15 protein-coding genes are annotated in these 12,128 nt (G+C 49.2%); 8 read left to right on the forward strand and 7 right to left on the reverse strand.

Annotated features, from left to right (window positions below; genetic code table 11):
- Positions 1–5: 5 nt before the first annotated feature.
- A complete protein-coding gene (gene dnaN / locus EYQ49_08925; GenBank protein ID HIG25995.1) occupies positions 6–1,100 on the reverse strand; it encodes a DNA polymerase III subunit beta in 1,095 nt (364 codons plus the stop codon).
- Positions 1,101–1,298: 198 nt separating this feature from the next.
- A complete protein-coding gene (gene dnaA, locus EYQ49_08930; protein HIG25996.1) occupies positions 1,299–2,702 on the reverse strand; it encodes a chromosomal replication initiator protein DnaA in 1,404 nt (467 codons plus the stop codon).
- Positions 2,703–3,183: 481 nt separating this feature from the next.
- On the opposite strand from dnaA, the gene EYQ49_08935 reads away from it, so the two are divergent.
- The 8 genes from EYQ49_08935 (at position 3,184) to EYQ49_08970 (ending at position 8,455) form a co-directional block, all read left to right on the forward strand.
- Complete coding sequence (locus EYQ49_08935) at positions 3,184–3,318, forward strand: 50S ribosomal protein L34 (protein HIG25997.1); 135 nt, start codon at positions 3,184–3,186, stop codon at positions 3,316–3,318.
- Positions 3,315–3,656 (forward strand): ribonuclease P protein component, encoded by a 342-nt coding sequence (gene rnpA / locus EYQ49_08940; protein HIG25998.1) that lies wholly within the window; start codon positions 3,315–3,317, stop codon positions 3,654–3,656. Before EYQ49_08935 ends, rnpA begins: the two co-directional genes overlap by 4 nt.
- Positions 3,657–3,664: 8 nt before the next feature.
- Positions 3,665–3,952 (forward strand): membrane protein insertion efficiency factor YidD, encoded by a 288-nt coding sequence (gene yidD / locus EYQ49_08945; GenBank protein HIG25999.1) that lies wholly within the window; start codon positions 3,665–3,667, stop codon positions 3,950–3,952.
- Positions 3,952–5,157 (forward strand): YidC/Oxa1 family membrane protein insertase, encoded by a 1,206-nt coding sequence (locus tag EYQ49_08950; GenBank protein HIG26000.1) that lies wholly within the window; start codon positions 3,952–3,954, stop codon positions 5,155–5,157. Before yidD ends, EYQ49_08950 begins: the two co-directional genes overlap by 1 nt.
- A 3-nt stretch (positions 5,158–5,160) precedes the next feature.
- Positions 5,161–6,057 (forward strand): hypothetical protein, encoded by an 897-nt coding sequence (locus tag EYQ49_08955; protein ID HIG26001.1) that lies wholly within the window; start codon positions 5,161–5,163, stop codon positions 6,055–6,057.
- The gene (locus EYQ49_08960; GenBank protein ID HIG26002.1) at positions 6,044–6,682 is read left to right on the forward strand and encodes a hypothetical protein; all 639 of its coding nucleotides are present in this window, start codon (positions 6,044–6,046) and stop codon (positions 6,680–6,682) included. Before EYQ49_08955 ends, EYQ49_08960 begins: the two co-directional genes overlap by 14 nt.
- A 106-nt stretch (positions 6,683–6,788) precedes the next feature.
- Positions 6,789–7,574, forward strand: coding sequence for a ParA family protein (locus EYQ49_08965; protein HIG26003.1), 786 nt, complete (start codon positions 6,789–6,791; stop codon positions 7,572–7,574).
- Positions 7,571–8,455: a ParB/RepB/Spo0J family partition protein gene (locus EYQ49_08970; protein HIG26004.1), complete on the forward strand. Its 885-nt coding sequence runs from the start codon at positions 7,571–7,573 to the stop codon at positions 8,453–8,455. Before EYQ49_08965 ends, EYQ49_08970 begins: the two co-directional genes overlap by 4 nt.
- Here the strand turns inward: EYQ49_08970 and EYQ49_08975 are convergent.
- From EYQ49_08975 to EYQ49_08995, 5 genes are all read right to left on the reverse strand, one after another.
- Positions 8,452–9,456 carry a hypothetical protein gene (locus tag EYQ49_08975; protein HIG26005.1) on the reverse strand — a complete coding sequence of 335 codons (1,005 nt, stop codon included), beginning with the start codon at positions 9,454–9,456 and terminating at the stop codon, positions 8,452–8,454. The two genes, EYQ49_08970 and EYQ49_08975, sit on opposite strands and share 4 nt — an antisense overlap.
- Positions 9,457–9,504: 48 nt before the next feature.
- Positions 9,505–9,831, reverse strand: coding sequence for a thioredoxin (gene trxA / locus EYQ49_08980; GenBank protein ID HIG26006.1), 327 nt, complete (start codon positions 9,829–9,831; stop codon positions 9,505–9,507).
- Positions 9,832–9,959: 128 nt separating this feature from the next.
- Positions 9,960–10,919 (reverse strand): thioredoxin-disulfide reductase, encoded by a 960-nt coding sequence (gene trxB / locus EYQ49_08985; GenBank protein HIG26007.1) that lies wholly within the window; start codon positions 10,917–10,919, stop codon positions 9,960–9,962.
- A gap of 21 nt (positions 10,920–10,940) precedes the next feature.
- The gene (locus EYQ49_08990; protein ID HIG26008.1) at positions 10,941–11,273 is read right to left on the reverse strand and encodes a hypothetical protein; all 333 of its coding nucleotides are present in this window, start codon (positions 11,271–11,273) and stop codon (positions 10,941–10,943) included.
- A 38-nt stretch (positions 11,274–11,311) separates the two neighbouring features.
- On the reverse strand, positions 11,312–12,112 hold the full coding sequence (locus tag EYQ49_08995) for a hypothetical protein (protein HIG26009.1): 801 nt from the start codon (positions 12,110–12,112) through the stop codon (positions 11,312–11,314).
- Between the last annotated feature and the right edge of the window lie 16 nt (positions 12,113–12,128).

Consider the following 12,128-nt stretch of genomic DNA (forward strand, 5'->3'; position numbering starts at 1 on the left):
AAAGATTAAGACACACGTACTGGCATAAGCAGGTAAAGAAACTGTTCATCGCCCACACTGCGCAATACCGCTGGCTTTAATGAATCAATAGTTTCTAATTGCACCTCGGCGCCAGAAGAAACTTCAAGCCCGTCAAGAAGGTAGGCCGGGTTAAAAGCCACCACTAAATCTGTCCCAGAATATTCTGCATCAATGGTTTCGCGAGCCTGACCCACATCTTGGGTAATGGCAATCAACTCCAAGCCATCAGCAGACATTTCTAAACGCACGGGGGTGTTTTCTTGCGCTAACAAACGAACCCTGCGCAAAGCATTCGTCAAAACACCTCGATCAACAACCAACGTATTGGGGTGATCTTCAGGAATGAGGTTCCGGTAGTTAGGGAACTCCCCTTCAATCAAGCGCGTTGACACGCTTACGCCACCCACACAAAAAGTTGCATCATGTTCACCAAAAGACACGGTGAGTTCATCGGCGTCAGAAAGAAGTTTGCCGACCGCTTCAAGCGCTCGTGACGGAACCAGCACCGTTTGATCAGTTTGTAAAACAGAAGTACCAGGTAAATCACGAACCGCTAAACGGTACGAATCGGTAGCAACAAAACGGAGGCCATCGTTTTCTGGCGCCAACAACACCCCGGTTAAAATTGGGCGAGAATCGTCACCACTGGCTGCAGTTACTACTTGATCAAGAGCAGCTGCTACCCCAAAGGCATCTAAAGTAACCGTTTCTCCGCTAGCCGGCTCTAAGCGAGGAAACTCATCGGCGGGCATTGTTCGTAAATTAAAATCACTACGCCCGGAAGATAAATTAGCTCCCTCGTCATCGATGGTCACCTCAACCTGGCCGCTACTTAACGCACGAACAATGTCTGACGCCAGTTTCGCTGGCAACACGGTTGCGCCATCTTCTTGACCACCAACGTCAACCGCCACCTGAATGGTGAGATCATTATCGGTACCGGTAACCGTGAGATCATTACCAATTAAATTTAAATGCAATCCTGAAAGCACTTGCAAAGCACCACCTCTGGTGGAGGTTGCTTGCCGAGCAATAGTAAAAGCATGGTCGAGGACATCTCGTTCACAACGGAACTTCACAGGTACGTCACTTTCGCCTTGGAAGGTTCAACATGGATAGTGGGGATAGTAGGTGCTGTGGATTGTGGATGAGTGGACATTCGTGCAGGTGGTGGAGTATTTCTTTTTACACCGTTTATCCACCATTGTCCACAAGATGTAGAAAGGCCACTGGTGGGCCTGTGGGGAACTGGTTGTTTGTCCACAGTTCGTCCTCACCTATTTCTGGGATTTTATGGCAGCGGTAAGGGTGGTTACCTGGTCGTAAATTTCTCTTCGCTCTGCCATGAGGTTACTTATTTTGTCTACGGCGTGAATAACTGTGGTGTGGTCACGGCCACCGAACTCTTTGGCAATCGCTGGGTAACTTAAGTCGGTGAGGTCTCTAAAGACGTACATAGAGATCTGTCGAGCGGTAACCAAAGGCCGCCGGCGGCTTCCGCCAGTAAGTTCATCAAGAGAGAAACTATACATTTCTACTGTTTTTTCAAGAATCAAATCTGGGGTAATACGTAAAGGCTTATTTGCGGTAATGAGGTCTTGGAGCACCGTGCGGGCCATGTCTTCAGTTAACTGCACGTCGTTCAGACTAGAGAAAGCAGTTACTCGAGTAAGGGCACCCTCAAGCTCTCGAATGTTATCGGTGATGTTTTCTGCAATAAAGAGAAGAACCTCTGCCGGTATTTTTACTTTCGAAGGAGTGTCTTCGGCTTTTTTACGCAAGATAGCGAGCCGGGTTTCTATGTCGGGGGGTTGAATATCGGTGATGAGGCCCATTTTGAAACGACTCTTTAAGCGGTCTTCAAGGGTAGGTATGGCATCTGGTGGGCGGTCGCTGGATAATACGATTTGCCCACTGGCTTGATGCAAACTGTTGAAAGTGTGGAAGAACTCTTCTTGGAGTCCTTGCTTTCCTTCCATGAACTGAATGTCATCAATTAAGAGAACATCAATCTCGCGGTAGTACTGCTTGAATTCAGGCAGAGTTTTATTACGAATAGCTTCAACAAAGCGGTTCATAAAAACTTCAGAAGAAACGTAGCGAACACGATGGGTGGGGTAATGGTCACGCACGTAGTTGGCTATGGCGTGCAAAAGGTGTGTTTTTCCCAACCCTGCATCACCGTAGATAAAAAGAGGGTTGTAGTTGCGGCCAGGGGTTTCGGCTACAGCAAGAGCGGCTGCCGCAGCAAAACGATTTGAGGTACCAACAACAAAATCATCAAAAGTTAATCGTTTTCCAAATGCATCCGAGGAAGAGGGTTGAGTGTTTTGTTGTTGAGTTGGCTGCGGCGTTTTGTTGATGGGGACAAAAGTGGTTTCTTTAGTAACAGGAGCAACCGGATCAGTGTCTAAAAAGGTGCTGTCGGTAACTACTTCGAAACGTAACTTAAGTTTTCCGTCCGAGAGTTCAGTCAAAGCATCTTGAACGATTTTTCGATACCGGCCGTCGATGCGGTCACGCACCACGGTGCTTGGTACGGAAACAACTAACTCTTCATCGGTCACGTTAAGTGCCGTGGTGGATTTAAAGTTCATTTGCCACACCACATCAGAGACTTGTAGTTGAATTGCTTTAGAACAAGCCGCCCATATGGTGGCCGATTCTTCCTTGGTTGTTATTTCGTTCAATGTCCTACTCCATTGTCGTCTTTTCCACAACTGTGGATCACCCTGTGGAAAAAGAGAAAAACCCTGGGGGGGTTTAGACAAGTACTCTCTCACCAATTTGAATGGACGTGGCAACGTAGCATCAGAATCCGCATCGCGCGCAACTGGAAATCTCGGAAAGTAAAAGTCCTGCTTATTCTATGTTTCGCGCGTAACCGCAGGGGCTAAAGAAGCGTTTTTAAACAACTGCCGCGCCGCGGATAAATCCAAAAGGAGGAAAAGTAGACCTGTGGATAACTTTGTGGCAATGTGGCTTTCCTCGTTTACCGGTTGGCGCGCGTGGTCTTATACCCGTAGCCTTTAGCGATGCCTCGTATGTCACCCGAGCATTAAGTCTGACAGGTTTGTCAGATTCTCACCGGTGGCCTCAATCTATCGCTGTTGCTTGGTGCTCCTTCTTCTTATGACACCAAGTAGCCGACAGGAGTTATAAATGAAACGTACCTTTCAACCCAACACTCGCCGCCGGGCGCGCAAACATGGGTTTCGTCACCGTATGAGCACTCGAGCTGGACGGTCAATTATCAAGTCTCGCCGCCACAAAGGTCGCGCACGCCTGTCAGCTTGATTGGCCGGCTTGGAACACGGGGCGATTTTGATGCCCTCCGCCGCCATGGACAACGTGCACGAAGTGGCCCGCTCCAACTGCAGTTTTTGGCTTCAGTGAGCACCCCAAGGTCTACTCGTGTTGGTTATGCCATTGGGCGTTCGGTAGGAAACGCCGTGATCCGAAACCGTACCCGTCGCCGCTTGCGCTCCATTATGACTGACCTTTCTTCTTCCGAGTCGTTACTCCCTTGCGGAGATTATTTGATTCGCGTGCAACCAGCAGCGTCCCAAGCGACTTTTACTGAATTAAAAGACTGGACACAAACCATGTTGAGTGACCTAAAGGCACGCTCATGACGGCAAAAATGGGCTCTGAACTGGGGGTTTTTGCAAAAAGCATTCATTTTGTGGTCCGCGGCTATCAACGCCTTGGGGCCGGCCGGCCATCACCGTGCCGTTTTGTTCCTTCTTGTTCAAACTATGCACTTGATGCTCTTGAACAACATGGCGCAAGTAAGGGGTCTTGGTTGATGATTCGTCGTATTGGGCGCTGTAACCCTTGGGGAAAAAGTGGTTGGGACCCTGTACCGTCACCAACTCAGCCCACCCGTACTGTTCTTACTCATTCTTGTTTATCTGAAGAGGTTCGCTGATGTTTGACTTAATTGCCTCGTTGTTGGCCTGGTTTTACGAACTTGTCCCGTCTTATGGTTTGTCCATTGTGCTGCTCACCATGGTGGTCATGGTGGTGGTTACCCCGTTGACCCTTAAAGGGACGCGGTCGATGATCAAAATGCAGCACATGCAGCCGGAAATGAAGAAAATTCAAAACCGGTACAAGGGCGACCGAGAAAAGATGAACAAGGAAATGATGGCCTTTTATCAGGCCAATGGCATCAACCCCATGGGTGGGTGCCTTCCAATGTTTATCCAAATGCCGGTTTTCATTGTTCTTTACAACGTTTTACGGGGGTTAACCCGGCGTCTTTCAGACGTTGGTGAGAGCGCAGGCTGGATTGCCGGTCGTTTAGCTTCAGGGAAAACTGCTACCGGAGTACTAGACGAACCATCGGTTTTCTTCCCGGATTACATTTCTTCTGGGTCAAAACTTTTTGAAGATCTCAGTAATACCACGGAAATGATTTTCTTAGGTTTTGATCTTTCGCGGTCGGCCAGCGATGCTTTGAGCGAGTCGTTGATGTCGATGGTGCCTTACCTGGTGTTGATGCTTCTGGTTTTTGTGAGCTCGTGGTATCAACAAAAACAGATTCGAGGCCGAAGTACTGGCCAGGCGGTGAACCCGCAGCAGCAAATGATCATGAAGGTGATGCCGTTTTTCCTTCCGATGATTTCTTACAGCCTCGATGCGGCCCTGGTGCTTTATTTTGTGATCTCAAACATATACCGGATTGCTCAACAGTCGTACATTACGCGGACCTTGTACGGGCCAGGGCAAGATAAACCGGTGGTGGTGCAGCCAGAGCCAAATGCTTCAGCCAAAGTAGAAAAAGCAGGAAAGAAGCCAAATAACTCCCAGAAACAAGGGAAAAACTCAAGTAACAGCGAGCCAATAGTAAGCCAAGGTTCGGCTGTTAAAAGAAATCGAACCACGGCTGGCAATAATAAGAATAGTTCTCAAAATAAGAATGAGAAGCGACAGATACCTTCAGAAAAGCAAAAAGATACTGATCCGAAGGTGAAACGTCGCCGTTTTGGCCGCCAGAAAGATGCGGAACAAAACGAAGAAAATGACCAAAAACCACCATCAGCCCGCAAGGGCGGAGGCCGGACTACCCCTTCTGGGACGGCACAACCTGGTGGTTCTCACCGAAAAAAGAACAAAAAGAAAAGGAAGTAACCCGTGGAATGGATTGAAACCACCGGGGCCACCATTGATGAAGCAAAAGACTTCGCATTAGATCGACTTGGCGTAGCCGAGGACGAACTTGAAGTAGAAGTACTGATTGAACCGTCAAAATCAATGTTTGGCCTAAAAAAGACAGAAGCCCGTTTAAAGGCGCGCGTGCGACCCACAACCCCGCGTCCTAAGACAGAACGCCGAGATCGGAACCGGCGAGATCGGAACCGTAACTCAAATAGCCGTGGGAAAAATGAAAAAACCGACAATAAGGGTCGGAAAAACAACCAGGGTGATCAGGCAAAGAAAAAATCAGAGAAAACTGAGCAACCTGATAAGGCAGAAAAACCGAAGACCGAAGACAAGCCAAAAAATCAGCGAAACCGACAAAAAGATCGGCAACCAGCGAAGGAGAAGGCAGACGTGGAAAAAATGGACTTGCCTACACAGGCAGAAATAACTGAAGATTTTGTGGGAGGCCTGCTTAGTGAAATGGGTCTTGATGCAAACGTAGTGAGCACGATCGATGAAGATCACCTCACGGTAGAAGCCCATGGTTTAAACCTTGGCTTAGCTATTGGCCAACAAGGCGATACGGTGCGTGCCATTACAGAGCTTGCCCGAACCATTATCCAACGCCGCTCTGATGGTGCCGCCAGTGGCTCCATGATTGTGGACATTGGTGGTTATCGAGCCCGCCGTCAGTCGTTTCTTGAAGAGTTCACGCGAACTCAAGCAGAAGCAGTTTTGGCCGACGGAGGGGCACGATCCCTTGAACCAATGGGTTCTGCTGATCGCCGCATTGTGCACAACACGGTGTCAGACATTGATGGTCTGGAAACCCTTTCACAAGGGTCCGACATGAACCGTCGAGTGGTTATTCAAGTTGCCACTAACTGAAGAAGTCGAAAACTGCATTAATCAAGTACTTGATGCAGCGGTTGTTGAAGGGTATTTAACCCCGATGGCGGCCACCGAAGGGCCCGCGCATAGCGCGGGCTTTTTGGGCTTTTTAGCGACCCACCCACTTCCCCTTACCAAAGATTGCTTAGCGGTTGACTTGGGTACAGGAGGTGGGGTCCCAGGGTTAATTTTGGCCGCGCTCACCCCATGCCGGTGGATATTTGTTGATCGCGGGAATCGGCGCTGCCAGTTTCTTACTTGGGCGGTTCGTGAGCTTTCTTTAGAAGGTCGGGTGGAAGTAAAGGAAGCAGATGCAGTTGATTTTGCTCACGGCCCACAAAGAGGGCAGGCAAAACTTGTGACGGCACGCAGTTTTGCTTCCCCAGCATCAACTGCAGAATGCGGCGGCCCCCTTCTTGCCCGCGGAGGGTATTTGGTGGTTAGTGAGCCACCAGATAACGTCTTTCGGTGGCCAGAAGAAGAACTTAAACAACTCGGTTTGGCCCCGTTAACACAGTGGCACAACGGGCGCGCCGGTTATCAGGCGCTAACTTCTCTGGATAAAGCAGAAAAACGGTTTCCTCGTCGTTTTTCTCGACAAACAGGAGACCCACTGTTTTAAGGGGTGTTTCACGTGAAACACCCCTTTTTAGAAAGAATCTTGGTTTTTGTGTTTCACGTGAAACATTGACTTGCATTTTGCTTAAATACCGGGCAGGATGTCCAAGATGAATGAATTCACCGAATCACCAGGGCAAGGCCGCCGGGTAATCGCCATCGCGAACCAAAAAGGCGGGGTAGGGAAAACCACTACCACCATAAACCTTGGGGCAGCAATGGCAGAACAAGGAAAGAAAGTACTTGTTGTTGACCTCGATCCACAAGCAAACACTACCACTGGGCTAGGATTTTCTCCGCGAGAGCTTGACCACTCTGTTTATGACGTCCTTTCGCAAACAGCAACCACAGAAGGCACAGTATTGGCCACCGAAGTAGACGGCCTCGATCTGTTGCCCTCAAATATTGCCCTTGCAGGGGCAGAAATTGAATTGGTAACGGCGTTTAGCCGCGAACACCGCCTAGAGCGAGCCCTGGCCAGCGTCGAACATCGGTACGACATGATTTTAATTGATTGCCCGCCGGCCCTGGGCCTCCTTACGGTAAATGCTTTTGTGGTTGCCAATGAAGTATTGGTGCCTATTCAATGCGAATACTATGCATTAGAAGGCCTCGGGCAACTAATGAGCAACGTGGAGTTAGTACGAGAAAACCTGAACCCAACATTAGAAGTTTCTACTATTGTTCTGGTGATGTACGACGCAAGAACCAAACTTTCTGAACAGGTAGCGCACGAGGTGCGTGTACACTTTGGTGATCGAGTGTGTCGGCAAATAATTCCTCGAACTGTTCGTTTGTCTGAAGCACCGTCTTATGGCCAACCAATAACCGTATTTGACCCCACCGCACGAGGTGCGGTGGCTTACCGACAACTCGCAAGGGAGATTTTGTCATGACCCGTCAAAGTGGGCTGGGGCGAGGCCTCTCTGCTCTTATTCCAGGAAGCGAACCGCAAGAGAAAGAAATAAGTGAAGAAGAAGAAAGGTTCGCTTGGCTTCCCCTATCAGAGGTCGTAGCAAACCCTTTACAACCGCGCACAAGGTTCGACGATAAAAAACAGCAGCAACTTGTCGAATCCGTACGAACTCACGGTATACTTCAGCCAATTTTAGTACGTTCCACATCTTTTGGTTACGAAGTGGTAGCCGGTGAGCGACGATTGCGGGCTGCTCAAGAAGCAGGACTTTTTCAAATACCTGCTTTGGTGCGTCAAGTAGATGACCAAGCTTCTTTTGAACAAGCGGTAGTAGAAAACCTCCAGCGAGATGACTTAAACGCCATTGAAGAAGCCCAGGCTTTTTCTCGGCTTATGGAAGAATTTGGTTTCACCCAACAAGAAGTGGCTGATCGAGTAGGAAAAGGGCGGCCTACGGTGGCAAATGCTCTCCGATTGCTGCATTTACGCCCCGCTCAGCAAGAAATGGTGCGCCAAGGTCAGATCTCCGCTGGTCACGGCAGAGCACTTTTAGGTATTGACGACCAGCAAGCGCAGAACACCCTTGCTCAACGAATAATCGATGAAGAACTCTCGGTGCGACAAACAGAAAAACTCGTAAATGACCTCAATGATCATGAAATAGTTCGCCCCCCTTCAGAAAAACCACAAGTTTTGAAAGATGTAGGTGTTTTAGAAGTAGAACGCGTGTTAAGCGATCGTTTATCCACCAAGGTGGCGGTGAGCACAAAGGGCGGGCGTGGGCGAATCATGGTTACCTTCGCCGACAAAGATGACTTATCCCGCTTATTTAACCTTATAAACGGAGAGAACTCTTTTTAAGGAGTTTCTTCAGGGTTGGTCATCCAGGTAGTGATGGCCAACGAAAAGGCTTCTGCTAATTCTGCGGTGGATTGAACTACCAAGGACGGTGGCCCCAAAAGGCAAAGAACCGCAGGCATTCGAGTGCGGCGTAAAGCGGGAAGTCGCATGCCGTGAAGCTTGGGCTCGGCCTGATTAAGTGGTGTCAAATTTGTGGCACAAAAACTGGCAAGTTGGCGGCCTCCCTCACTATGAAAACCTTCCGTGGCAAAAAAAGCAAGCGAGCTTTGAGAATCATTCTTAACACGGAGCCCTAAATAGAGTTCAGCCTCAAAACGATTAGCAATTTCTGCCTGATTGCTTTCCTCAGGATGATCAAGCAGTAACACATTGGCCCCCAAAGCCCTTAACGACCGAGTAATAGCGGTTGCTAGGGCTCCACAGGCACCAAACTGACCTAAAGCAATACGTCGGCCATCTAAACCAATGCGCCGCTGACGTAAACGCTCCAACTCACGCACCTGAACCACCGGAGTCGAACCAGCAGATCGACCAGCTAACTGGTGTAACTCTTGCACAGTACTAACCCCAGTAATACCATCTGAAGGAAGCCCAATATTACGCTGAAAATCTAATAAAGAACGCGAAGTGTCCGGCCCAAAAATACCGTCAACACGCCCGGCATCAAAGCCCAACACACCAAGACGCAACTGAAGATCCGCAACATCATCGCCCCGCATCATCGGGACATGTAAATACAAATGACGGTCACCCAACTGAAAACTGGCTTCAACTAACGCGGCCAAAGTTTGAGGACCAACAATCCCATCTTCCATCAACCGGCGGGTTGATTGAAAAACTCTTACCTGCGCCTCAGTTACCGAAGAAAAAGAAAAAGCTGTGACCTCATCGCCCAACACCTCAAAACCAGCCAAAGACAAACGATGGTGGAGGTCTCGCACTAAGTCACCAGAAGAGCCAACACTAAGAAACGCCTCGTGCTGGGGGTTGTGATCAGCCATGGCAGCACTCCTTCACGGAGCGCAGTCTAGACCTGAGAAAAGCCCAGATTAAATAAATTCAGATAATTCAGCAAGAAGAGCAGGTTTACCCTTGGCACCGACAATACGTTTTACTGGCTGGCCATCTTTAAAAAGAATTAAAGTAGGGATGCTCATGACCTCAAAACGCTGTGCCAAACCAGGAGCATCATCGACATTCACCTTGGCAATTTTCAAAGAACCAACCTGTTCATCGGCAAGCTCCTCAAGAACCGGAGCAATCATTTTGCAAGGGCCACACCATTCCGCCCAAAAATCAACCAAAACTGGTTCAACAGCAGAACCGACCTCTTCATCAAAGGTAGTTTCGGAAAGTTGTGAAATTGAATCAGACATGAGGGGCGCTTCTTTCTTTTGCAGTCAGATGGACGAGAAACCAAAAGGTCTTCCTGTTCTGTCTACCCGATGAACGCCAGCCAACCGCACGTAAAGCGCTGGTCGATTGTCACGCCACAGTGAAAAAACTAATCCTGCAAACTCTCAAGCCAACGCTCAGCATCCAAAGCAGCCATACACCCCGACCCAGCAGCAGTAATTGCTTGACGATAAGTGTGGTCCTGGACATCGCCACAAGCGAAAACACCAGCCACCCCAGTAGTAGAATTATCTGGCCCCGTAACCAAATAACCACCGTCATCGAGTTCAAGGTGACCAACAAACAAATCAGTATTCGGCCGGTGACCAATAGCAATAAATACGCCAGTAACCGGCAGATTTCTGGTTACTCCGGTAAGGGTGTCTTTTAAAGTCAACCCCTCCACCTTGGTGTCACCTAAAATTTCTTCCACCGTGGAGTTCCAAGCAAACTCAATTTTAGGGTTTTCTTCAGCACGGGCTTGCATAATTTTTGAAGCACGCAACGCATCTCTACGATGAACCACAGTGACCTTGCTGGCAAAACGGCTCAAAAAGTTTGCTTCCTCTAGCGCAGAGTCCCCGCCCCCTACCACAGCGATTTCATGATCACGAAAGAAAAAACCATCGCAAGTAGCACAGGTAGATAACCCATGGCCCATCAAACGGGTTTCCGCCTCTAACCCCAACATGATTGAACGAGCACCAGTCGAAACAATGACTGACTCGGCTAAATAAGTGGGCTCTCCATCGCTGTCGCCTACCCAAACAGAAAAAGGCCGCTGAGAAAAATCCACCCGACTCACACGATCGGTAAGAAAATTCGCTCCAAAGCGAGCAGCCTGTTCACGCATATCGGACATAAGTTGCGGGCCCATAACCCCTTGAGGAAAACCAGGAAAGTTTTCTACCTCCGTGGTCAGCATCAACTGCCCGCCCGGTTGGTCGCTCGTTGAGGAAGGTTCACCCTCAATAACCAAAGGCGCTAAATCTGCACGAGCAGTATAAATGGCGGCGGTTAAACCAGCCGGACCCGAACCAATAATGACAACTTCATGATGATCAGACATAAAAACCCTTAAGTGACGAGACTATTGAGAAGGTGAAGAATCAGGAAGACGACGTGACCAGAACCAAGCCCCGAGAGCACAGCAAAGGCCACCCAGGACCAGGTAAGCGGTCCAACTTCCCCCAGGGAGAACATTATTTAACAAGCGGAATATTCCGACACTGAACAAAATCAAAACCGTCAACCCGCAAATAATGGCCACTAAACCAAAAACCACACCTCGCGAAGCGGCAAGCAACGGTTGAGTAGTGAGAGCACGTAAACGATCAACGGTATGAACAAAGCGATCGGTAATCTGCGTTTCCCACCCCACAGAGGCATCATCGGTGGAGTTCTGTGATAAATCATCAGCCATATGCGGAGCCTACACAGCCAACCGGTTCACCATCTTGGTTAAGGAACGATTACCTCAACCAAAAACCTGTTTAAACAATCAAAAGGGTCAACGATCAACAAATTGAAATGGCCAAAGATCACCAAAAGCTCTTGTTGATGGCCCTCAACCTCAACAGGCAACCACTCAGAACCGTCAGGTAACTCACCCAACAATTCCTGTTGTTGCGTTAAAGAAAACCCACAAGGAGAATTTTCGTGAGAAAGAGCAGCGCTCTCACGACGAGCAAAAAAACGCTCAGTAGCGGCCTCCTCAAAACTTTGGAGATCTAAAAATGGAGAACCTTCGAGAAGATCCACAGAACGTTCTAAAGCCAAACTCTCTGGAACGATCGGCGCATCACCCGAAAAATCTGCTTCAGTAGCAAAGGTGGCTTGCGTTTCCACCGATTCCGCCGCCCCAGAAGTCTCTTGATCCACCGCCGCAAAAGTAGTCGGCGACGGCAGAGCCACCGACGCAGCATCATCCGACCCAGATTCAAAAACCCCACTGGTCAAACTCACCGCAACCAACAACAAGGCAGCGGCCGCCGCAATACCCACGGCAACAACCGATGAAGGGCCCCGGCGCTTGCGCAACGGAACCACCACCTGATCGCCAACCGAAGAAACCGCGACCGCCAACTGAGTGTCCCGCAACAAAACATCAGGAAAAACCGGTGCCGCAGAAAGATGGGCTCGCACCTGTTGAAATTTTTCTACTCGAGCGAGCAACTCCGCTGAAGGGGACAACGGAAGCGAAGCCAAACCCTCAACAATGGACGCCGCCTGATCATCAAGAGCCGATACCTCTGCAGGCACAGAAAGATCTTTAGGT

The organism is Acidimicrobiia bacterium, assembly GCA_012959995.1.
Lineage (GTDB): Bacteria > Actinomycetota > Acidimicrobiia > Acidimicrobiales > MedAcidi-G1 > MedAcidi-G2B.